Source organism: Cellulosimicrobium sp. 72-3 (assembly GCF_013127315.1).
Taxonomy (GTDB): Bacteria; Actinomycetota; Actinomycetes; order Actinomycetales; family Cellulomonadaceae; genus Cellulosimicrobium; species Cellulosimicrobium funkei.
Genome location: NZ_CP053419.1, coordinates 3,720,572 through 3,740,737 on the forward strand (window position 1 = coordinate 3,720,572; position 20,166 = coordinate 3,740,737).

The following is a 20,166-nucleotide window of genomic DNA, read 5'->3' on the forward strand; positions in this document are numbered from 1 at the left end:
GGACCGGGGGTCAGTCGACGACCGTCGCCGTCCATGCCTTGATCCACTCGTCGCGGTGCGCCGAGACGTCGGCGGGCGCGACCTCGAAGGGCTCGTCGGCGAGCGGCGCGAACTCGGCCCAGCCGTCGGGCAGCGTGACGGAGTCGTCGGCGGGGTACATGTACATCTGGTCGGCGACGTCGGCCTGGAACGTCTCGCTCACGAGGAAGTCGAGGAGCTGCTGCGCGCCCTCGGGGTTCTTCGCGTTCGCGAGCACGCCCGCGTACTCGACCTGGCGGAAGCACGTGTCGAGCAGCGCGCCCGTGGTCGACGCGGAGCCGTCCTCGGTGAGCGTGAACGCGGGCGACGTCGAGTACGACAGCACGAGCGGGCGCGGCCCCGCGCCCTCCGAGCCGGAGAAGTCGACGTAGTACGCGTCGGACCAGCCGTCGACGACCTTCACGCCGTTGGCGCGCAGGTCCGCCCAGTAGTCCTCCCAGCCGTCCTCACCGAACGCCCCGACGGTCGCGAGGAGGAACGCGAGGCCCGGCGACGACGTCGCGGGGTTGGTCACGACGAGGAGGTCCCGGTACTCCGGCTTCGCCAGGTCCTCGAGCGTCACGGGCTCGGGGATCCCCGCGTCCGCGAACCACGCGTGGTCCACGTTGACGCACACGTCCCCGAGGTCGACGGCGGTGAGCTCACCGCGGTCGCCGACCGCGTACGACGCGGCGGACTCCGAGACGTCCGCGGGCGTGTACGGCTCGAGGACGCCCTCGTCGATCGCGCGCGACGCGAAGGTGTTGTCGATCCCGAACACGACGTCGCCGAGCGGCGAGTCCTTCGTGAGGATCAGCTGGTTGACCAGCGCGCCGCCGTCGCCGGGCGCGACCTGCTCGACGGTGAGCCCGCTCTCCTCCTCGAACGCGGCGAGCACGTCGTCGCTCACCGCGAAGGAGTCGTGGGTCACCAGGGTGACCGTGCCCCCGCTGCCCGACGACGCGTCGTCGCCCCCGGCGCCGTCACCACCCGAGCAGGCCGCAAGGGCGAGGAGCGCGAGCGTCGCGCCCACGCCGGTCGCGAGGGCCCGGCCGCGGCGGGCGAGGGTGGTCGTGTGCTGCATGTGTCCTCCCTGGACGTTCAGGAGGGGTCCACCGGCCCGACGAGCCACGCGCCGGGTGGGCGCGACGGACCGCGCGAGCAGGTGATCGAGATTCCCGACTTCCTCCACCGGTGCTAACCGGATCAGGTTCGAGGGTCTGCGGTGGTCCGCACTCTCAGCTCCTCCAGGAGCTCCCCTGTCGTTCACCGCGAGCCTACACCGGCCCCTCGCCCGGAGAGTCCCCTGAGAGAACCCTGAGCGCCGGCGCCCGCGGACCAGGGACGGTTCGGGGCCCGCCCCCGATGCCGCGGGCAGGCGCGCCGCGGGAGGGTCGGTACGGCCGCCGGGAGCCCCGGCGGCCACCACAGGACGACGCCGCCCGGCGAGCCACGACGCTCCCGCGCAGCGGCACGACGAGAGGACGGACGAGGACGTGACGACGACAGGTGCGGCACAGCGGAGCACCCCGCGCGAGGGCCCGCCCGCCGAGGGCGCCGAGGGCGCTCAGGGCGCTGCGCGACCCGCGATCGCGACCGCGCGCGGGCTGGTGAAGACGTACGGGCGCGGCGAGGCCGCGGTGCGTGCGCTCGACGGCGTGGACGTGGACGTCGAGAAGGGTCGGCTGACGGCGATCATGGGCCCGTCCGGGTCCGGGAAGTCCACGCTCCTGCACTGCCTCGCGGGTCTGGACGCGCCGACGTCGGGCACGGTCGTGGTCGACGGCGAGACGGTCTCCGCGATGAGCGAGCGGCGCCTGACGCGCCTGCGGCGCACGCGCCTGGGGTTCGTCTTCCAGTCGTTCAACCTCGTGCCGACGCTCACGGCGGAGGAGAACATCGTGCTGCCGCTCGCGATCGCCCGGCGGCCCGTCGACCGGGAGTGGTTCGACCGCGTGGTCGACGCCGTGGGCCTGCGCCCCCGGCTGGGGCACCGGCCCGCCGAGCTGTCGGGCGGGCAGCAGCAGCGCGTCGCGTGCGCGCGGGCGCTGGTGTCGCGACCCGCGATCGTGCTCGCGGACGAGCCAACGGGGAACCTCGACTCGCGCGCCGCCGCGGAGGTCCTGGGCTTCCTGCGCGCGTCCGTGGACGACCTCGGCCAGTCCGTCGCGATGGTCACGCACGACCCGACCGCCGCGTCGTACGCCCACCGGGTGCTCTTCCTCGCGGACGGCCGCCTCGTGACCGAGCTCCACGACCCCACGCCGCAGGCGGTCCTCGACACGCTGGGCTCCCTCACGCCCGCCGGGCCGCCCCCGGCGCACGCCACCCCGGCAGCGACGACGGCGGCCGCCCGATGATGGGCCGGATCGCGCTGCGCGGCGTGCGCGCGCACGGCGCGCAGCTCGTCCTCTCGGTCCTCGCCGTGACGATCGGCGTCGCGTTCGTGACCGGCACGTTCGCGCTGCGCGCGATGCTCGCGACCACGTTCGACGGCATCGTCGCCTCGTCGGTCCAGGCGGACGCGTACGTCCGCGGCGCGTCGTCGGCCGGGGACGCGCTGATGTCGACGTCGGCCCAGGTCGGCGGTGCGCGCAGCCTCGTCCCGGCGGACCTGGCGCGCGACCTCGGCGCGCGCGACGACGTCGCGCTCGCGCTCCCGGAGGTGAGCGGTCCCGCGGTGCTCGTGGGCGCGGACGGGACCGCGGTCCTCGGCAGCCAGGCGCCGAGCATCGGCGTCGCCTACGACCCCCGCGACCCCGGCCCGCAGGTGGTCGACGGCCGCGCACCCCGCGACGGCGGCGAGGTCGCGCTCGAGTCGGCGACGCTCGCGTCGTCGGGCCTCGCGGTGGGCGACACGACCGACGTCGTGCTGGGCGACGCCGTGCGGCCCGTGCGCGTGGTCGGCGAGGTCTCGCTGTCCGCGCCGATGGCGGGCGCGACGATCGTCCTGCTCGACGCCGGGACCGCCGCCGCGACGTACGCGCCCGACGGCCTCGTCCCGTCGGTCGCGCTCTACGCGGCCGACGGCGTCTCCCCCGAGGCGCTGCGCGACGCCGTCGCGACCGCGCTCCCCGCGGGCGCCGAGGCGCTGACGGGCGCCGAGCTGCGGGACGAGACGAGCGACGCGATCGCCGACCAGCTCGGGTTCGTGTCGACGTTCCTGCTGGTGTTCGCCGCGCTCGCGCTGTTCGTCGGCACGTTCATCATCACCACCACGTTCTCGATGCACGTCCGACGCCGCACGCGCGAGCTCGCGCTCCTGCGCGCGGTGGGCGCGTCGCCGGGGCAGGTGTTCGGCTCCGTGGTCGGGCAGGCGGCGGTCGTCGGCGCCGTGGGCGCACTGCTCGGCGTCGGGGCCGGGTTCGGCCTCGCGGAGCTCGCCCGGACCGGCCTGGGCGCGGTCGGCATGGAGCTGTCCGGCTCGCTGCCCGTCACGACCACGGGGGTCGCCGTCCCGCTCGTGGTCGGAGTCGTCGTGTCGGTGCTCGCCGCCGCCCTGCCCGCGCGGCACGCCGCGCTCGTGCGCCCGGTGGAGGCGATGCGCGCGGACGTCGTCCGGCCCACCGGGACCGGGCGGGCGCGCGCCGTCGCCGGGACCCTCGCGCTGCTCGCGGGCGTGGGGCTCGTCGTCGCGGCGGCCGTGGTCGGCAGCGGGGGCGCGCCCCTCCTCGGTCTCGGCGCGGCCGGCGTCGTCGCGGGGGTGCTCCTCCTCGCGCCGCTCGCGGTCGGCCCGGTGCTGACCGTCCTCGCCGCGCCGTTCGTCGCGCTGGTCCGCCCGCTCGGCGGCCTCGCGCGCGGCAACGTCACGCGCCAGCCGCGGCGGACCGCGGCCACCGCGGGCGCGCTCGTCGTCGGGATGGCGCTCGTCTCGACGACGTCCGTCCTCGCGCTGTCCACCCGCGTCTCCGTGCAGGACATCGTCGACCAGGAGACCGCGGCCGACCTCGTCGTCCGCTCGGCGATGCCGTACCTGCCCGACGGGGTCGCGGGCGACGTCCCCGCCGTGCCCGGCGTCGCTGCGGTCGACGTCACGACGTACGGGCAGGTCGTCGTCGACGGCGAGCCCCAGCTGGTCGTCGGGTTCCCCGCCGAGGGCTTCGGCCGCTCCGTGCGCACGACCGCGACCGAGGGCGACCTCGCCGCGTACGCACGGGGCGAGGCCGCCGTCATGGCGGACGCGCTCGACGAGCACGGCTGGGCCCTGGGCGACGTCCTGACGCTCGCCGACCCGGCACGGCCCGACCTCCCGGCCCGGGAGGTGCGCATCGGCGCGGTGGTCGACTCGCACGCGTTCTCCGTCGACCTGCTCCTGCCGTCCGACGTGGCGGCCGCGGTCGGCGCGACGACGACGGAGATGCTGTTCCTCGACGCCGAGCCCGGCGCGGACCTCGCGGCCGTCCGCGCCGGGGTGACCGACGCCGTCGCGCAGTACGTCGTGGCGTCCGTGCTCGACGCCGACGAGTTCGCCGCGGACGTCGCCGGCCAGGTCGAGTCGGTCCTCGCGATCGTCTACGCCCTGCTGGGGCTCTCCGTCCTCGTCGCCGTGCTAGGCATCGTCAACACGCTCGCGCTGTCCGTCGCGGAGCGGACGCGCGAGATCGGGCTGCTGCGGGCCGTCGGGCTCGGGCGGGCCCAGCTCGCGACGACGATCGTCATCGAGTCCGTGCTCGTCGCGGTGTTCGGCACGGCCGTCGGGCTCGCCGTGGGGACCGGCCTCGCCGCCGCGCTCCCGTCGGTGCTCGCGGACCAGGGCTTCACGACCCTCGCCGTGCCGTGGGCCCAGCTCGGCGCCATGCTCGTGCTCGCCGGCGTCGTGGGCGTCGTCGCCGCGGTGTGGCCCGCGGTGCGCGCCGCGCGCCTGCCCGTCCTGGACGCGGTGAGCCACGACTGAGCCGGGTGCGCGCGCCGGGCGACGCGTGGGCGGCGACTTCGCACTACGGTGGTCGTGCGAGCACGCCCGGCGCCGCCCGGCGCCCCGACCGACGGAGGAACCCCTCGTGGCCGACACGAACGAGAACGAGCAGACCCTGGCCCTCAAGGTCGGGACCGTCGCCCTGACCTTCGCCGCGGGCTGGGCCGCCCAGAAGCTCGTCACGTTCGTCTGGGCCAAGGTCACCGGGCACGACGCCCCGAAGGACCTCGACGACGAGGAGGTCGGCGTCGTCCAGGCCGTGACCTTCGCCGCCGTCGCCGCCGGCGTCGGCGTCCTCGCCCGCCGCTTCGCGGGCAAGGAGGCGAAGCGCGTCGTCGCCCGCCTCGCGTCGCGCGCCTGACGTCCGGCCCGCACCGTCCGCGCGAGGGAGGACGGGCCGCCGGGTAGCCTGGCGCGCGTGACCGCCCCGCCGGCGAGCCCGACGACGCCCCCTCAGGACTCGATCCTGCGCGCCGGCCTGCGCGTCCTCGCCGACGCCGGCCGGCTCCTGGCCCGGCACTGGCCCGCGCTCGTCGCGGTCGCCGTCCTCGCGCAGGTGCTGCACGAGCTCGCGCTGCGGGCCGCGCTCGCCGTCGCGCCGTCGTCCGGGGTGCTCGGCCTGCTCGTGCTGTGCTTCTCGCCGCTCGCGACGGTCGTCGGGATCGTCGTCATGCTGCACGTCCTGCGCCGGGAGCCGCGCACCGAGCGCGACCGGCTCGAGGTCCGGGCGCTGCTCGGCTCGATCGCCTCGGTCCTCGTGCCCTACCTCGTCATCTACGAGTTCTACGGCGGGCTGTCGTCCGACTGGCAGGCGTACATCGACTCCGCCGCGCTCGACCACGCGTTCGCCGCGGGCGCGGGGATCGAGACCGCCAGCCCGGTCCCCGAGGGCTTCGGGCTCACCGTCGTGCTCGTCGTCGCGGGCGCGCTGCTCGCCCGCACCCTGCTGGAACGGCTCGCGCGGCGCCTCGACCGCGGCGTCCCCGCGCGCGACGGCGACGCCCGGCACAGCGCCCGCTCCGCCGCGGTGCGCATCGCCGCGGGCTACTGCGAGGTCGTCTGGATCGTCGTCGGCGCGTTCACCGTCACGGCCCTCGTCGGGCGCGTGCGCGAGTGGTGGTCGACGCGCGTCGTCGTCGTCGAGGTGACGACCTGGTGGGACGGCGTGGTCGCGCGCGTGGACGCGCTCAAGCCGCTCGTCGACGCCGTGGGCCCGACGACGTCCCTCCTCGTCGCGGGCGTCGTCACCGGGCTCGTGGTGCCGCTCGCGTGGCTCACGCTCGGGACGATCGTGTACGGCGTGGAGGCGATCGACGTCGTCGACCCCGCGCACGCGGTGCCGGGCGACGGCGGCGCGACCGGCCGCACGGCCCGCGCCGTCGACCGGTTCAACCGGACGCTCGGCGAGAGCGGCGCCCAGCGGGCGTGGGCGCTCATGCTCGACCCGGGCCGGCGGTTCGGCGGCCTCGTCGGCGCCCTCGGGATGCTGTGGCGCAGCCGCTGGGGTGCGGTGCTGCTCTTCTGCGTCGCGTTCGCGCTCCTCACGCTCGCCGAGCAGGTCGTGCTCACCGCCGCGCAGGCGGTCGTCGGCCAGCCGGGGATCGTCGCGTGGCGCGCGCTCGTCGGCCCGCTGGAGACGGTCGGGACCGTCGTCGTGCAGGTGCTCACGACCGTCCTGCTCGCCGCCGCGGCCGACGCGCTGCTCGCGAGCCTGGGCCTGCCGTCCGCGCTGCGCACGCGGCGCGCGGCGCGGCGGGCCGAGCCGGGCCCTGTGGTCGACACCGGGGCGGAGAGCGCGCCGACCGCTGTCGGCGCGGCCTCGGCCCGCTGACGCGGCACCCCGCCGGGCAGCGGTCAGCCGACGTCAGCGACGGGAAGGGACCAGTACGCCGGCAGGAGGCTCGGCTCGACGAGACGCACCTCGGCCGGCTCGGCGTCGTCAGGGGTGAGGAAGTACTGCGTGCTGCGGCTGGAGACGGCACCCGTGCAGCCCGGCGCCTCGGGGTACGGCATGCCCGCGAGCGCCGACGCGCCCGCCGCGAACTCCCGGCCGGCCGTGTCCCGGAGCAGCACCTCGCACGACGAGAAGGTCTCCTCCGCGCCCTCGGGGGCGGCCGGCGCGTCGGAGCGGAGCGACACGTCGGCCGCCCAGAGCGTGTAGCCGTCGGGCGCCTCGATCCGGCCGCCGTACCCGTCGTCGAGCCCGTCGACCGCCTCGAGACCCGCGAGCCGGGCCCGCACGTCCCCGACCTGCGCCCACCCCTCGGCGTCCGCGGTGTGCGCGACGCGCGGCTCGCCCGACCACCAGGCCTGCACCTCGTCCGACCGCCAGGTCAGCCAGCCCAGGGCTCCGAGCGCCACGACGAGCACCGGCAGCCACCAGCGGTTGGTCCGCCACCAGCCGGCGCTCACGCGTCCCACCCGCCCGGAACGAGGGCAGGCCGCACCGTCTCCACGGAGTCCCCCGCGGCGGGCGGCGCGACGCGGCCGAGGTCGACCTCGGCGATCGCCTGGGGACGGTCGAGGTCCGCGTCCTGGTGCTCCGTGAGCACGCGCAGCACGAGGTCGCCCTCCAGCGCCCGCGCGGGCAGCTCGACGGCGACGGTCCCCGCCTCGGGGACGTCCGGGTCGGCGAACGTGCTCAGCACCTGGTTGCTCACACGGTGCGACGCCTCGTGGTCCCGCCCGACGGCGTCGCGCAGCTCGACCACGTCGATGCTCGCCTCGCCCGTCGTCCCGGACACCGCGAGGTCCACGACGACCCAGACGCCGTCGGTCGTCAGCGGGCCGGACCCGTCGTCGAGCGTCGTACCGGTGCGGACGTCGTCGACCCGCACGCGCACCGGGCCGGCGGTCACGACCTCGCCCACGGCGCCCCGCGACGTCGTCGGCGTGAGCGTGGGCCACCACGTGTCGACGCGCGACACCGCGGCCCCCGCCCCCACGGCGAGGACGAGCAGCACGACGGTCACGGCCCGGCCGGTCCGCCGCGGGCGCCCGTCCGATGCGCCCGGCCCGTCCGGCGCCTCGGGCCCGTCCGGCGCCACGGCGGTCGCTTCCTCGGTCACCAGCCGTCCTCCGTCTCGGGCGGGTCCACGATCTCGGGCGGGACGGCCCCGGCCGGGACGTCCACGAGCGTGACCGCGCCCGTCTCGGCCCACCGCCGGCCGCCGCCGACCGTCATGTCGCGGTACCGGAACGTCGGGACGGTCACGGTCAGCGGCGCGTCGGGCGTGCTCACCGCGCCGCCCTCCCCCGGCACCGACACGGGCCACAGGAGCGCGACGTCGTCGGCGAGGCCCGGCGACAGCACGGGGTACGCGGACGCGTCACGCACGAGCAGCGTCGGGTCCGGACGGTCGGGCTCCGCGTCGCCCGCGAGCGCCAGGCCACCGGGCAGCTCGTCGGGGAGCGTCACCGCGGTGCGGTCGAGCCGCCGCGACTCGCGGTCCGTGTCGAGCGCGCCCACCACCACGACGAGCCACGCGTCCGCCCCGGAGTCCTCCAGCGCGGAGACCTGGACGGTGTCCGTCACGGACCACGAGCGCAGGGTGAGGTCGAAGGGCCCGGTGGCGACCGGCTCCCCCGCGGCGACCCGGGCCGGCCCCGCGTCGGCGGCGTCGTGGCGGGCGAGGCCGCCGGCCGCCGTCGTGCCGACGACGGCCCCCAGGACGACGGCGAGCGCCACGCGGCGCGGCCACGTGCCCACGACGGCGCGGAGCAGCGGCACGCCCCGGGCGGCCTTCGGCGCGGTCGACGTCACGGCGCGCATCCTACGGGGCCGTCACGGGCCGTCGCCGGAACCTCACGGGCCGTCACGCCCCGCGCACGAGGAGCGTCGTGACCGGCCCCATGACGATCGCGTACATGACCGCGAAGAACAGCGTGTGCAGGAGCACGAAGAGCAGCGCGTCCAGCACGGCGCCGCGCGCCCGGAAGTGGCGCACGAGCTTGCGCACGAACTGGACCGGGTGGGCGAGGTCCCAGCTGTTGAACCGCACGTACCGGCCGAGGTAGATCCCGACGGAGACGAGCGCCAGCACGACGAGCACCACGACCCACGACACGGGACGGCGGAACGGGGCGTCGTCGTCCGGGTAGAGCACGATCGCGAGCAGCGCCTGCGCGAGGAACACGTTGACGAGCGTGTTCATCACCCCGGACAGGGCGAGCGTCAGCACGGCCACGATGTCGTACCAGAGCGGGACCTCCTCGCCCTCCTGGCGGTGGCTGTAGTTCAGCTCCGTGACGAGGTAGCCCGCGTTCGGCAGGAGCAGCAGCCAGACGCCGAACCCGACGACGGCGCACGTCACGACCGCCCACGACGGGGCACCGCCCGCGATGAGCACCGCGTCGACGACGACCACGATCCCCAGCACGATGACGGGCGCGATCGAGAGCCCGATGTTGAGGAGCATGGGCCGGTACACGCGCGTGCGGTACAGCGGCGCGCGCAGCACCACGAGGGCGAGCGCGTACACGTTGAGCAGGGCCACGCCCCCGAAGAGCCAGTCGAGCACGCCCCCACGGTACGGGGGGTTCCCCGCGCGCGGCGCGGGGAGCGTCGTTAGCGTGGAGGTGCTCGACGCAACGACCTCCCCCGTGCCCGACGACGGGCACCTCCCCCCAGGAGTCGCCATGGCGCAGCAGGACGCGGGCAGGGCCGCCGGCCCCGCCGCGACGACGACGTCCCCGTCCACCTCCCCGACGCTCATGCTCGTCCTCGCGACCATCGGCTTCGCGGTGAACTTCTGGGCCTGGGCGCTCATCAGCCCGCTCGGCGCGGCGTACGGGCAGCAGTACGACCTCACGGACGTGCAAGTGTCGGTCCTCGTCGCGGTCCCGGTCGTCGTCGGGTCGCTCGGCCGCATCCCGGTGGGCGCGCTCACCGACCGGTACGGCGCGCGCATCATGTTCCCGCTGGTCAGCGCGCTGACGATCCTCCCCGTGCTGTTCGTCGGGCTCGTCGCGGACAGCTTCGTCTGGCTCATCGTCGGGGGGTTCTTCCTCGGTCTCGGCGGCACCGCGTTCGCCGTCGGCGTGCCGTTCGTCAACGCCTGGTACCCGCCCGCGCGGCGCGGCACCGCCGTCGGGATCTTCGGCATGGGGATGGGCGGCACCGCGATCTCCGCGTTCACCACCGTCCGCATCCGCGACGCCTGGGGCGACGCCGCCCCCTTCCTCCTCGTCGCCGCCGTCCTCGCGGTGTTCGCCGTCGTGTCGTGGCTGCTGCTGCGCGTCCCGCCCGGCCGGGCGACCGCCCCCGCGGGCGGGTTCTGGTCCCGCACCTGGGCGACGTTCCGCCTCCCCGCCACCCTGCAGCTCTCCTGGCTGTACGCCGTCGGGTTCGGCGGGTTCGTCGCGTTCTCCGTCTACCTGCCGACGTTCCTCGTCAACGCCTACGGCCTGACCGCGTCCGACGCCGCGGCCCGCACCGCCGGGTTCGTCGTGCTCGCCGTCGTCATGCGGCCCGTCGGCGGCGCGCTGTCCGACCGGTTCGGCGGCGTGCCCGTGTCCGTCGCGTGCTTCGCCGTCGTCACGGCGCTCGCTGCGGTGGTCGCGTTCCAGCCGTCGCTCGTGCCGGTCGGGACGATCGCGTTCCTCGGCCTCGCCGCCGCGCTCGGCGCGTCGTCGGGCGCGACGTTCGCCCTCGTCTCGAAGGTCGCGCCGGTCGAGAAGGTCGGGGCGGTCACGGGCCTCGTCGGCGCGGCGGGCGGCCTCGGCGGGTTCATCCCGCCGCTGCTCATGGGCGCCGTCTACCAGCTCGAGGGCACCTACGGCCTGGGCTTCGGGCTGCTCGCCCTGACCGCCCTGCTGACCCTGCTGTTCACCCTCGGCCCCGTCCGCCGCGGTGTCCAGGCCCGCGCCGCCGCTTCGACGTCCTGACCCGCTGACCCGCCCGGGGGGAGCCCCGCGCTCGCGAGGTAGAGCCGCGGTCACGCGAGGTAGAGCCATGGTCATGCGAGGTAGAGCCGCGGTCGCGCGAGGTAGAGCCATGGTCATGCCCGACGGCGCGTGGTCGCCCTGGGTGGGCGGGGTGGGTGGTGGTGCCGCGTCTACCATCCGCCGCTCGTTCCTCACGGCTCCCGCCAGGCCCGCCACGACGCGGCACCACCACCCACCCCGCCCGGCGTCGTCTCACCTCTGGGTCTCCCCAGCCCGAGCGACTGCCCGCGGCGTCAGGTGCGCTCGCACCGCACAGCCCACCGGGTCACCGCGGTCGCGCCGGAACTCGGTGGCGAGCAGGTGATCTGGGCTCGTCCTGGTCGGCTGACGGGCCACAATCACCTGCTCGCCGGAGGCCGCGGGCTGTGGTGGACAGGGGGTGTCGCTCGACCCTCCGGGCCGGCGCGGGGCGGCCGGGGAGGGTGGTGCCTGGTTCCACCACGGTCTTCGCCATTGACCACGGCTCTACTTCGCGTGACCACAGCTCTACCTCGGCGAGCAACGGCTCTACCTCGCGTGACCTCGGCTCTACCTCGCGCGACCACGGCTCTACCTCGCGCGACCACGGCTCTACTTCGGCGAACCAGGGCTCTACCTCTCTACCTCGCGCGACTGCGGTTCGATCGCGAGGTCAGTCCGACGCCGCGGTGCCGCGGGCGACGAGACGCGGGAGGACGAACCAGAGGCCGACGAGCAGCACGAGCGCGCAGCCGCTCGACCACAGGGCCGCGGTGCGGTTCACGACGACGTCGACCACGAGCAGCACGGTCCCCGTGACGACGAACGCGAGGACGAGCACGCCGAACCGTGCGATCCGGTCGCTCAGGGTCACGAGCGTCGTCTTGCGGTGCCGGCGGAAGAGCGTGCGGTGCAGGCTCACGGGCGTCACGAACAGGCCGGTCGACAGCACGGCCAGCGCGACGAGCGCGAGGTAGACGTCGGTCTGGAAGGTGTCGAGGTCCCCGAAGCGCTGCTGGAACGGCAGCGTGAGGAGGAACCCCGTGAGGATCTGCACGCCCATCTGCATGACGCGCAGCTCCTGGAGCAGCTCTGCCCAGTTCCGGTCGGACCGTTCCTCGGCCGACTCGTCCCGCCCGTCGCTGACCTGGGTGGTCACGGTTTCCTCCCTCGCGCCGACGCTGGGATAATCTTCAGTCTGCTGGGGTCAGGAATCGGCTCCGTCCTGCTCGATCTCCGGGGACCCCCATCGATGGACGCTGCCCTGCCCGCCCACGCCACCGAGCCCGACGACGTCGTCCCGCCCGCTCTCGCCGACCTCCTCGCCGCCCTCGGCCCGGGTGACCCCCAGCCGGTCGGCCGCTTCCGCGTGGACATCGCCACCGACACGTGGTGGTGGTCCGACGAGGTGTACGAGATGCACGGTTTCGCGCCGGGCGAGGTCGTGCCGACGACCGCCCTCGTCCTGTCGCACAAGCACCCCGAGGACCGCGAGCGCGTCGCGAGCGAGCTCGCGCAGGCCGCGCGGACCGGGGAGCCGTTCGGGTCCATGCACCGCATCGTGGACGCGACGGGCGCTACTCGCACGCTCGCCGTCGCGGCGCAGGGGAAGAACCCGGGCGCGGAGCTGCCCTGGGCGCACGTGGTGGGCTACTTCGTCGACCTGACGACGGCGCACGCCGAGGCCGCGCGGCGCGAGGCGACCGCGTCGATCCGGGCCGCGGACGCGTCGCGCTCGGTGATCGAGCAGGCGAAGGGCGTGCTCATGGCGGCGCTGCGCACGGGACCCGACGACGCGTTCGAGGTGCTGCGCCGACGCTCGAACGACGTGAACGTCCCCGTCCGCGAGCTCGCCCGTCGCCTCGTGGAGGGCGTGGTCGGCGGCGCCGAGCCGGCCGGGCCGCTGCTCGACGAGTCGGTCCGACGCCGGGTCGACGCGCTGCTCGAGGCGCCGTGCGCCGACGAGCCGGCCACCGGCGGCTGAGCGCCGGGCTCAGTCCCCCGCGGGCGCGCCGACGCCGGGGATGCGGCGGGTCTCGACGATCTCGCGGGCGACGTCGACGAGCTTGATGTTCGCGTCCTGGGACACGCGGCTCATCACGGCGAACGCGCGGCCGGGCGTCAGGGAGTACCGCTCCATGATGATGCCCTGCGCCTGCCCGATGAGCGTGCGGGTCTGCACGGCGGACTGCAGCTGCTCCTCGGTCCGCGCGGCCGAGATGGCCGCGGCGGCGACGGCCGCGAACGTCGAGGCGAGGTGGTGGGAGTCCGGGCCGAACGCGTCGCGCGAGCCGGAGTACATGTTGAGCGCACCGTGCGCGTTCTCGGACGTGTAGAGCTGGACGCACAGCATGGAGCCGACGCCGAGCTCGCCCGCCGCGCGCGGCGCCCACCGCGGCCAGCGCGGGTCCGCAGCGACGTCCCCGGACTCCACGAGCGCGTGCTCGCGGATGGCGTCGAGGCACGGGCCCTCGTCGAGCTCGTACTGGAGCGCGTCCCCGCGCGCCACGACCGGGTCCGACACGGCCGCGCTCTCGATGCGGCGGCGGGTCACGAGCGAGATGCCGGCCTCGTCGCAGCCGTCGACCATCGCCACCGCGAGCTCGACGACCCGGTCGAGGGTCTGCTGGAGGTTGGGCTCGTCGGCGAGCGCGCGGGCGGCGTCCGCCACGAGGCCTGCCACCGTCGCCTCCTCCGCCATCAGGTCGACGACGGGGACCTCGGTCAGCGGTGCTCCGGACCCTCCCGGGGTCGGCTCGCCGCTCGTTCCGCGATCGGTGCTCATGGTGCTCTCCTTGTCTCCGCCGCAAGCCTACGTCGCGGCGGGCCGGAGCACGCACGGTGTCGGAGGCCCCGCCCGGGCGTCACCGGGGCGGGGCGGGGGCGGCGGCCGTCTCGCCCGCACAAGGCGTGGCGGCTGTGACCCTCTCACGGGCGCCGTCGCTCTCGCGGCGGTCCCGCCCCCGGGCGGACGCGGACGCCCACCCTCCGACCCTCCCGGGCGAGCCGCGGTCTCACGGTCCGCGGCTCCCCCGGCGAGGAGGGGCCCGTCAGAACACGGGCTTGCCTCCCGTGACACCGAGGACGGTGCCGGACACGTAGCTCGCGTCCGTCGGGGAGGCGAGGAAGACGAACGCCGGGGCGACCTCCGCGGGCTGGCCCGCGCGCCCCAGCGGGGTGTCCTTCCCGAACTGCTCGATCTTCTCCTCGGGCTGGGTGGCCGGCTGGAGCGGCGTCCAGATCGGTCCCGGCGCGACGGCGTTCACGCGGATGCCGCGCGGGCCGAGCTCGGCCGCGAGGTTCACCGTGAGGTTGTTGATCGCCGCCTTCGTCGACGCGTAGTCGAGCAGGGACGTCGACGGCTGGAACGCCTGGATCGACGAGTTGTTGACGATCGCCGCGCCCTCGCCCAGGTGCTCGAGCGCCGACTGCGTGATCCACAGCAGCGCGTAGAGGTTCGTCTTGAGCACCCGGTCGATCTCGTCGGTCGTGACGTCCTCGATCGACTCGCGCCGCGCCATCTGGAAGCCGGCGTTGTTGACGAGCACGTCGAGCCCGCCGAGCTCGGCCGCGGCGCGTCCGGGCAGGGCCCGCGCCGTCGCCTCGTCGGTGACGTCGCCGGGCAGGAGGGCGCACGTGCGGCCCGCCTCGCGGACCCAGCGCGCCGTCTCCTCGGCGTCCTCCTGCTCCTGGGGCAGGTAGCCGATGGCGACGTCGGCGCCCTCGCGCGCGAACGCGATGGCGACGGCGCGACCGATGCCCGAGTCACCGCCCGTGATCAGCGCCCGACGGCCCTCGAGCCGCCCGGTGCCGCGATAGGACTGCTCGCCGTGGTCGGGCACCGGTTCCATGCGTCCGGTGAGGCCCGGGGGTTCCTGCTGCTGGGCCGGGAAGGTGGTCTCGTCGGTCATGTCGTTCCTCCTTCTCGTGTGGGGTTCTCGTCGTGCGCGGGGCCGTCCGGCTCAGGAGCGGGCCGGCTCCCGACGGCGCGCGAGCTGCGCCTCGTGGGCGCGGGGCCGCGCGACCGGACGGACGGCGGCGAACGCGCCCGCGACCGTGGCCTCGGCCGTCGGGCCGACCCCGCCGGCCTTGCTCAGCGCGCGCATGACCTGCGAGGCGGTCTCCTGGACGGGGACGCCGGCCTCGCCGGCCGCCTCCGCGAGGAGCTGGCCCGCCGCGACGTCGTCGACGCCGTGCACGGCCATGAGCACGCCCTTGACCTGCTCGACGGCGGCCTGCGCGACGAACGCGCGCGTGACGGCGCGCTGCGACTCGCGCTCCAGCGCCTCCTTGTGTGTCGGGGTGACGTCGACGACGTACCCCGCGATCTCGACGACGCGACCGCGCGCGTCCCGTCGGCCCTGTCCCGTCACGACGACGGACCGGGCCTTGCCGTGCCCGTCGACGATCCGGTGGGCGCACGAGAACGGGCGACCGGAACGGATCGCCTCCGTGGCGGCGCGCACCACGCGGGCGCGGTCGTCCGGGTGCTTGCGCGAGCGCAGCGCGTCGAGGCTGGGCTGGACGTCCCCCGGCGCCCAGCCGTGCATGGTGTACACCTCGTCCGACCACCACCACGTCCCGGTGCCGAGCTCGACGCGGTACTGCCCCACGAGGAGGTGCGTGCCCACGGCAAGCACCTCCGCGAGCGCTGCGGGGCGCACGGGCGCCGTCTGGTCGGGGCTGAGGGTGGTCACGGGGATCGAGGCCATGTCGTCCTCCCAAGGTTCGGGGGGCTTCGGGCCGCTTCATGACTCCGGTGCCCAACGTAGCCCACCCTCCCGAGGTCGGCACCCGGGCTCGGCTACGGTGCGGGCATGACGCGCGAGCCGAGTCGGACGATCGTCCAGCACACCGCGGACGCGCTCGCGCTCGTCCGCCCGACGGCGCCCGCGGACACCCCGCTGGAGGACGCCGTGGGGGCCGTCCTGGCCGCCGACGTCGTGTCCGCGCTGGACGCCCCCGCGTTCGACGCGTCCGCGATGGACGGGTACGCGGTGCGCGCGCAGGACGTGGCGGGGGCGACGCCGTCGGCGCCCGTGGTGCTGCGCGTCGTGGGCGACGTCGCGGCCGGGGACGCGGGCCCGCCCGGGCTCGACGGCGGTCTGGGGCCGGGCGAGGCGGTCCGGATCATGACGGGCGCGCCCGTGCCGCCCGGGGCGGACGCCGTCGTGCCCGTCGAGCGCACGTCGACCGGTCGCTTCACGCCGGGCGCGGCCGGGAGCGGGCCGACGACGGTCGCGGTCCACGACGCCTCGCGCACCCACGTGCGGACCCGCGGGGAGGACGTGCGCCGGGGGGACGTCGTCGTCGCGGCAGGCGCCGTGCTCACGGCGCGGCACGTCTCGGTCGCGGCGTCCGCCGGGCACGCGACCGTGCGCGTGCACCGCGCGCCGCGCGTGGCGGTGCTCTCCACGGGCAGCGAGCTCGTGGCCCCCGGCACCACGCCGGGGCCGGGGCGGATCCCGGACTCCAACTCGGTCCTGCTCGCCGCGTCGGCGCGGGCCGCGGGCGCGCGCGTGGTCCGGCGCGGGGCCGTGGGCGACTCCGCGGCGGCGCTCGTCGCGACGCTGGACGGGCTGCTCGACGCGTTCGACGGCGCCCCGCCCGACCTGCTCGTCAGCACCGGCGGGGTGAGCGCGGGCGCGTTCGACGTCGTGCGCGAGGTGCTCGACCCCGCGACCCGCGCGGGCACGCCGTGGCAGGACGCGGTCACCGACGCCCGGCTCGTCGCGGTCGGCATGCAGCCCGGCCGCCCGCAGGGCCTCGCGCGCTGGCGGGGAGTGCCGTGGCTCGCGCTCCCGGGGAACCCGGTGAGCGCGTACGTCTCGTTCGAGCTGTTCGTGCGGCCCGTCGTCGACCGGCTGCGCGGCGTGCCCGGCCCGGGTCGCGCGCTCGTCCGGCGCGTCGCCGCCGCGGGGTGGTCCTCGCCGGCCGGGCGCGAGCAGCTCGTCCTCGTGCGCCACACCGAGCCCGACGGCGCGCACGTCGTCCCCGCGGGCCGTCGCCCCGAGGAGGACGCGACGGCGCGCGGCTCCGGCTCGCACCGCCTGAGCGCGCTCGCGCACGCCGACGCGCTCGCCGTCGTCGGGGCCGACGTCACGGCCGTGGCGCCGGGCGACCCCGTGCAGGTGCTGCTGCTCTGAACCGGGGGCCGGCCTCGATCACTTCGCCGCGGGCGGCGGGTGCCCCTCCGACGCCTGCACGACGACGATCCCCCGCCCCGAGAGCGCGAGCTGGTACGCCTCGCCGGACCCGCGCCCGATCGCGGCACCGAGCTTCGCCGTCTTGCGGATCGAGGACTGCAGCGACGTCGACCACAGCACCGCGGCCTGCATGTCGACGAAGGTGGGGACGTCGACGTCGAGCACGACGGGCGTGCCGAACGCCGTGACGGCCAGCGACCCGGTCCCCGTGAACGTCGTGTTGAACAGGCCGCCGCTGAGCATCGACGCGCCCTCGACCCGGTTGATGTCCCACGCGAGCGAGCTCTCGAACGCGAGCACGTTCGCGCCGTTGACCGTCACGCCCTCGTCCTCCAGGTGGAGCACGAAGACCTGGTCCGCGTCCTGCGCGAGGAAGACGTCGCCGCTGCCCGAGACCTTCATGAGCGACATGCCCTCGCCCGTGAACGCCTTCTTGAACATCTTGCCGAGACCGCCGCTGCCCTCGTACGCGAAGTCGACGTCGCCCTGGTAGGCGACCATCGAGCCCTGCTTCGCGAAGAAGAACCCACCCGTGCCGCGGAGGTCCACCTTGAGCATGCGGTCGTTCTGGAGCTGGAAGCTGCCGGGCTCGACGGAGCGCTCGGCGTGGTCGAGGAGTGAGCTGCGCATGGGCCGATCCTCGCGGCTGCGGGCCGCGAGCGCACCCGATCCCCCGACCGTCCGCGCGTGCGGCACCACGCGCTGCGCCGCGTGCGAGAGTGGCGGCATGAGCTTCACGCACCTCGACGAGCGCGGGCACGCGCGCATGGTCGACGTCACCGCCAAGCAGCCCACCGTCCGCTCCGCGACGGCGACCGGGACCGTGCGGTGCTCCCCGGAGATCGTCGCCGCGCTGCGCGACGGGACCGTCCCCAAGGGCGACGTGCTCGCCGTCGCGCGCATCGCCGGGATCGCGGGCGCCAAGCGGACGGCCGAGCTCCTGCCGCTCGCGCACGTCATCGGCGTCCACGGGGCGGTCGTCGACCTCGTCGTGGGCGACCACGGCGTCGACGTCACCGCCACCGTCCGGACGGCGGACCGCACGGGCGTCGAGATGGAGGCGCTCACCGCCGTCGCGGTCGCGGGCCTCGCGGTCGTCGACATGGTCAAGGGCCTCGACAAGTCCGTCGAGCTCACGGACGTGCGGCTGGTCGCGAAGACCGGGGGCAAGTCCGGCGACTGGCACCGCGAGCCGTGACCGCCCGCCCCGACGACGGGTCGGCACCCGACGGGCCGGGTCGGCACCTCGAGCTGCCGATCGCCGCACGGAGTGCCGAACCGTCCCTCGCGTTCGACGCCGTCGTGCTGGCCGGAGGGCGCGCGGAGCGGCTCGGGACGCCCAAGCCCGGCCTCGTCGTCGGGGGTCGGCCCCTGCTGGAGCACGCGCTCGCGGCGACCGTGGGGGCGGCGCGGACGGTCGTCGTCGGGCCGGACGAGCTCGCCGCCCCGGGGCGCTACGTCCGCACGCGCGAGGACCCGCCGTTCGGAGGGCCCGTCGCCGGGATCGCGGCCGGGCTCGCCGCCCTGCCCGACGACGGCCGCGCGCCCTGGGTGCTCGTGCTCGCGTGCGACGTCCCCCGCGCCGCCGAGGCGGTACCCGCGCTGCTCGCCGCCGCCCGCCGCCGGAGCGGCGAAGTCGCCGTCCACGCGGTGCGCGACGGACGCGCGCAGTGGCTCGTCGGGCTGTACGAGCGCGCGGCGCTCGACGCCGCGCTCGACGCGCTGCCGACCGTGCAGGGCGCGTCCGTGCGGCGGCTCCTCGCCGGTCTCCCCGCGATCGGCGTCCCCGACGACACGGGCGCCACCGCCGACGTGGACACGTGGGAGGATGCCCGCGAGCAGGAGCGCCGCCTGGCCGCAGGCGCGCCCGCGGTGCCCGGCGCCCCGCCCGCCGGCACCCCCGACGACGGCAGGAGGCCACGATGACGAACCTCGAACGCTGGGTCGACGCGCTCGCGCAGGACCTCGACCTCGACCCGGAGGTCGTCGACATCGGCGCGGTCCTCGACCTCGCGCGCGACGCCGCGCACGGCATCGAGCGCCCCGCCGCGCCTCTCACGACGTTCGTCGCGGGCTACGTCGCCGGGCTCGCCGTGCACGACGGGTCGGGCCGCAGCGTGCAGGACGTGCTCGACCGGGCGACCGAGCTCGCGCTCGCGTGGACGCCCGAGCCCGAGCTGCCCGGCACGGCGGCCCCGGCCGGGGCGCAGGACTGAGAGATGGCGACCGTCCGCTACTTCGCCGGCGCGCGCGACGCCGCCGGCACCGAGACCGAGACCGTCGACGCGACGACGGTCGGCGAGCTGCACGCCGCCGTCGTCGCCCGGCACGCGGCGCTCGCCGACGTGCTCCCGCGCTGCTCGCTCCTCGTGGGAGGCGTCCGCGCGGCGAGCGACGACACCCCGGTCGCCGCGGACGAGACGGTGGACGTCCTCCCCCCGTTCGCCGGCGGCTGACCCCGCCCGGCTGACCCCGCCCCGTGCCGAGCAGGCGGTCCTGGCTCGTCACCGTCCCGGGACCCGCCGCGACCGCCTGGTCGGCGCGCCCCGACGGCCCGGTCGTCAGTGGTCGCCGCCGTCGAGCTGCGCGAGGACGTGCGGCAGGAGCGGCTCCAGGACGGCCCAGCCGTCGCGCACCCCGCCGGTGGAGCCAGGGAGGTTGACCACGAGCGCGCGCCCGTGCGGGCCGGGCGCGACCCCCGCGACGCCGCGCGACAGCACCGCCGCGGGGACGTGCTCCGCGCCCCGGCGGCGCAGCTCCTCCGCGATGCCCGGGACCTCCTGCGCCAGCACCTCGCGGGTGCCCTCGGGCGTGAGGTCACGCGGCCCGACGCCCGTCCCCCCGGTCGTGAGCACGACGCGCGCTCCCCCGGCCACCGCCCGGGCGACCGCGTCGCGGACGGGGGCGACGCCGTCGGGCACGAGGTCGGTGACGACCGCCCAGCCCGACGCCGCGAGCAGCCCCGCGAGGAGAGGTCCCGAGCGGTCCTCCGCCTCGCCGCGCGAGCAGCGGTCGGACACGGTGACGACGGCGACGGTCGCGTCCGCGGGCCGTCCGGTGGGTGCGGTCATGGCGCCACGGTAGCGAGCCCGGCCCGGCCCGGCCCGGCGGGGACGGGACCAC

Annotated in this window: 22 protein-coding genes and 1 riboswitch; of the genes, 11 read left to right on the forward strand and 11 right to left on the reverse strand. The window is 76.1% G+C overall.

What is annotated here, in order from left to right; genetic code table 11:
* Positions 1-10 precede the first annotated feature (10 nt).
* On the reverse strand, positions 11-1,102 hold the full coding sequence (locus HKK73_RS16640; protein ID WP_171468433.1) for a thiamine ABC transporter substrate binding subunit: 1,092 nt from the start codon (positions 1,100-1,102) through the stop codon (positions 11-13).
* A gap of 82 nt (positions 1,103-1,184) precedes the next feature.
* Positions 1,185-1,289, reverse strand: a riboswitch (TPP riboswitch).
* A gap of 318 nt (positions 1,290-1,607) precedes the next feature.
* Between HKK73_RS16640 and HKK73_RS16645 the strand changes: the two genes are divergently transcribed.
* From HKK73_RS16645 to HKK73_RS16660, 4 genes are all read left to right on the forward strand, one after another.
* Positions 1,608-2,378, forward strand: coding sequence for an ABC transporter ATP-binding protein (locus HKK73_RS16645; protein WP_253705971.1), 771 nt, complete (start codon positions 1,608-1,610; stop codon positions 2,376-2,378).
* A complete protein-coding gene (locus HKK73_RS16650) occupies positions 2,375-4,912 on the forward strand; it encodes an ABC transporter permease (protein ID WP_371810562.1) in 2,538 nt (845 codons plus the stop codon). Before HKK73_RS16645 ends, HKK73_RS16650 begins: the two co-directional genes overlap by 4 nt.
* A gap of 106 nt (positions 4,913-5,018) precedes the next feature.
* Complete coding sequence (locus tag HKK73_RS16655) at positions 5,019-5,294, forward strand: DUF4235 domain-containing protein (protein ID WP_009861813.1); 276 nt, start codon at positions 5,019-5,021, stop codon at positions 5,292-5,294.
* Positions 5,295-5,351: 57 nt separating this feature from the next.
* Positions 5,352-6,764 carry a hypothetical protein gene (locus HKK73_RS16660; RefSeq protein WP_171468435.1) on the forward strand — a complete coding sequence of 471 codons (1,413 nt, stop codon included), beginning with the start codon at positions 5,352-5,354 and terminating at the stop codon, positions 6,762-6,764.
* Between the two features lie 23 nt (positions 6,765-6,787).
* On the opposite strand, the gene HKK73_RS16665 is transcribed toward HKK73_RS16660, so the two are convergent.
* From HKK73_RS16665 to HKK73_RS16680, 4 genes are read right to left on the reverse strand one after another with little or no spacing between them, the layout of a single operon-like run.
* Positions 6,788-7,345, reverse strand: a complete 558-nt coding sequence (locus HKK73_RS16665; RefSeq protein WP_171468436.1) for a hypothetical protein — start codon at positions 7,343-7,345, stop codon at positions 6,788-6,790.
* The gene (locus HKK73_RS16670; protein ID WP_114554217.1) at positions 7,342-8,001 is read right to left on the reverse strand and encodes a hypothetical protein; all 660 of its coding nucleotides are present in this window, start codon (positions 7,999-8,001) and stop codon (positions 7,342-7,344) included. The genes HKK73_RS16665 and HKK73_RS16670 overlap by 4 nt, the downstream gene beginning before the upstream one ends.
* On the reverse strand, positions 7,998-8,696 hold the full coding sequence (locus HKK73_RS16675) for a hypothetical protein (RefSeq protein WP_171468437.1): 699 nt from the start codon (positions 8,694-8,696) through the stop codon (positions 7,998-8,000). The genes HKK73_RS16670 and HKK73_RS16675 overlap by 4 nt, the downstream gene beginning before the upstream one ends.
* Positions 8,697-8,748: 52 nt before the next feature.
* Entirely contained in the window at positions 8,749-9,453 is a 705-nt protein-coding gene (locus HKK73_RS16680; RefSeq protein ID WP_171468438.1) for a DUF1361 domain-containing protein, read from the reverse strand.
* Between the two features lie 118 nt (positions 9,454-9,571).
* Here HKK73_RS16680 and HKK73_RS16685 point away from each other — a divergent pair, with 118 nt between their 5' ends.
* Positions 9,572-10,819, forward strand: coding sequence for a nitrate/nitrite transporter (locus tag HKK73_RS16685; protein WP_171468439.1), 1,248 nt, complete (start codon positions 9,572-9,574; stop codon positions 10,817-10,819).
* Between the two features lie 691 nt (positions 10,820-11,510).
* Here HKK73_RS16685 and HKK73_RS16690 read toward each other — a convergent pair.
* Entirely contained in the window at positions 11,511-11,996 is a 486-nt protein-coding gene (locus tag HKK73_RS16690) for a DUF6328 family protein (RefSeq protein ID WP_021483376.1), read from the reverse strand.
* Between the two features lie 93 nt (positions 11,997-12,089).
* On the opposite strand from HKK73_RS16690, the gene HKK73_RS16695 reads away from it, so the two are divergent.
* Entirely contained in the window at positions 12,090-12,821 is a 732-nt protein-coding gene (locus HKK73_RS16695; protein ID WP_137280819.1) for a PAS and ANTAR domain-containing protein, read from the forward strand.
* Positions 12,822-12,830: 9 nt separating this feature from the next.
* On the opposite strand, the gene HKK73_RS16700 is transcribed toward HKK73_RS16695, so the two are convergent.
* The 3 genes from HKK73_RS16700 to HKK73_RS16710 all read right to left on the reverse strand — a co-directional run bounded on the left by HKK73_RS16700 (position 12,831) and on the right by HKK73_RS16710 (position 15,549).
* Complete coding sequence (locus HKK73_RS16700; protein ID WP_253705681.1) at positions 12,831-13,622, reverse strand: GAF and ANTAR domain-containing protein; 792 nt, start codon at positions 13,620-13,622, stop codon at positions 12,831-12,833.
* A 265-nt stretch (positions 13,623-13,887) separates the two neighbouring features.
* Positions 13,888-14,748: an SDR family oxidoreductase gene (locus tag HKK73_RS16705; RefSeq protein WP_034653313.1), complete on the reverse strand. Its 861-nt coding sequence runs from the start codon at positions 14,746-14,748 to the stop codon at positions 13,888-13,890.
* Positions 14,749-14,799: 51 nt separating this feature from the next.
* Entirely contained in the window at positions 14,800-15,549 is a 750-nt protein-coding gene (locus tag HKK73_RS16710) for a PAS and ANTAR domain-containing protein (protein WP_034653310.1), read from the reverse strand.
* A gap of 105 nt (positions 15,550-15,654) precedes the next feature.
* On the opposite strand from HKK73_RS16710, the gene glp reads away from it, so the two are divergent.
* Positions 15,655-16,983 (forward strand): gephyrin-like molybdotransferase Glp, encoded by a 1,329-nt coding sequence (gene glp / locus HKK73_RS16715; protein WP_171468440.1) that lies wholly within the window; start codon positions 15,655-15,657, stop codon positions 16,981-16,983.
* Positions 16,984-17,001: 18 nt separating this feature from the next.
* Here the strand turns inward: glp and HKK73_RS16720 are convergent, their stop codons facing one another.
* Complete coding sequence (locus tag HKK73_RS16720; protein ID WP_061267804.1) at positions 17,002-17,673, reverse strand: AIM24 family protein; 672 nt, start codon at positions 17,671-17,673, stop codon at positions 17,002-17,004.
* Between the two features lie 97 nt (positions 17,674-17,770).
* Between HKK73_RS16720 and moaC the strand changes: the two genes are divergently transcribed.
* From moaC to HKK73_RS16740, 4 genes are read left to right on the forward strand one after another with little or no spacing between them, the layout of a single operon-like run.
* Positions 17,771-18,241 carry a cyclic pyranopterin monophosphate synthase MoaC gene (gene moaC, locus HKK73_RS16725; RefSeq protein ID WP_074803389.1) on the forward strand — a complete coding sequence of 157 codons (471 nt, stop codon included), beginning with the start codon at positions 17,771-17,773 and terminating at the stop codon, positions 18,239-18,241.
* Positions 18,238-18,969 carry a molybdenum cofactor guanylyltransferase gene (locus HKK73_RS16730; RefSeq protein ID WP_249355930.1) on the forward strand — a complete coding sequence of 244 codons (732 nt, stop codon included), beginning with the start codon at positions 18,238-18,240 and terminating at the stop codon, positions 18,967-18,969. The genes moaC and HKK73_RS16730 overlap by 4 nt, the downstream gene beginning before the upstream one ends.
* Positions 18,966-19,259 (forward strand): DUF6457 domain-containing protein, encoded by a 294-nt coding sequence (locus HKK73_RS16735; protein WP_061267805.1) that lies wholly within the window; start codon positions 18,966-18,968, stop codon positions 19,257-19,259. The genes HKK73_RS16730 and HKK73_RS16735 overlap by 4 nt, the downstream gene beginning before the upstream one ends.
* Before the next feature lie 3 nt (positions 19,260-19,262).
* Complete coding sequence (locus HKK73_RS16740; protein WP_114553347.1) at positions 19,263-19,499, forward strand: MoaD/ThiS family protein; 237 nt, start codon at positions 19,263-19,265, stop codon at positions 19,497-19,499.
* A gap of 105 nt (positions 19,500-19,604) precedes the next feature.
* Here HKK73_RS16740 and HKK73_RS16745 read toward each other — a convergent pair whose 3' ends face one another.
* A complete protein-coding gene (locus tag HKK73_RS16745) occupies positions 19,605-20,114 on the reverse strand; it encodes a molybdenum cofactor biosynthesis protein B (RefSeq protein ID WP_144679803.1) in 510 nt (169 codons plus the stop codon).
* Positions 20,115-20,166: the final 52 nt, after the last annotated feature.

What these genes read in the sequence shown, in the direction of transcription:
- HKK73_RS16745 (WP_144679803.1), bottom strand. Translation starts at nt 20,114, where the DNA reads ATGACCGCACCCACCGGACGGCCCGCGGACGCGACCGTCGCCGTCGTC.
- HKK73_RS16695 (WP_137280819.1), top strand. Translation starts at nt 12,090, where the DNA reads ATGGACGCTGCCCTGCCCGCCCACGCCACCGAGCCCGACGACGTCGTC.
- HKK73_RS16720 (WP_061267804.1), bottom strand. Translation starts at nt 17,673, where the DNA reads ATGCGCAGCTCACTCCTCGACCACGCCGAGCGCTCCGTCGAGCCCGGC.
- HKK73_RS16685 (WP_171468439.1), top strand. Translation starts at nt 9,572, where the DNA reads ATGGCGCAGCAGGACGCGGGCAGGGCCGCCGGCCCCGCCGCGACGACG.
- glp (WP_171468440.1), top strand. Translation starts at nt 15,655, where the DNA reads ATGACGCGCGAGCCGAGTCGGACGATCGTCCAGCACACCGCGGACGCG.
- HKK73_RS16700 (WP_253705681.1), bottom strand. Translation starts at nt 13,622, where the DNA reads ATGAGCACCGATCGCGGAACGAGCGGCGAGCCGACCCCGGGAGGGTCC.
- HKK73_RS16710 (WP_034653310.1), bottom strand. Translation starts at nt 15,549, where the DNA reads ATGGCCTCGATCCCCGTGACCACCCTCAGCCCCGACCAGACGGCGCCC.
- HKK73_RS16640 (WP_171468433.1), bottom strand. Translation starts at nt 1,102, where the DNA reads ATGCAGCACACGACCACCCTCGCCCGCCGCGGCCGGGCCCTCGCGACC.
- HKK73_RS16650 (WP_371810562.1), top strand. Translation starts at nt 2,375, where the DNA reads ATGATGGGCCGGATCGCGCTGCGCGGCGTGCGCGCGCACGGCGCGCAG.
- HKK73_RS16735 (WP_061267805.1), top strand. Translation starts at nt 18,966, where the DNA reads ATGACGAACCTCGAACGCTGGGTCGACGCGCTCGCGCAGGACCTCGAC.
- HKK73_RS16705 (WP_034653313.1), bottom strand. Translation starts at nt 14,748, where the DNA reads ATGACCGACGAGACCACCTTCCCGGCCCAGCAGCAGGAACCCCCGGGC.
- moaC (WP_074803389.1), top strand. Translation starts at nt 17,771, where the DNA reads ATGAGCTTCACGCACCTCGACGAGCGCGGGCACGCGCGCATGGTCGAC.
- HKK73_RS16740 (WP_114553347.1), top strand. Translation starts at nt 19,263, where the DNA reads ATGGCGACCGTCCGCTACTTCGCCGGCGCGCGCGACGCCGCCGGCACC.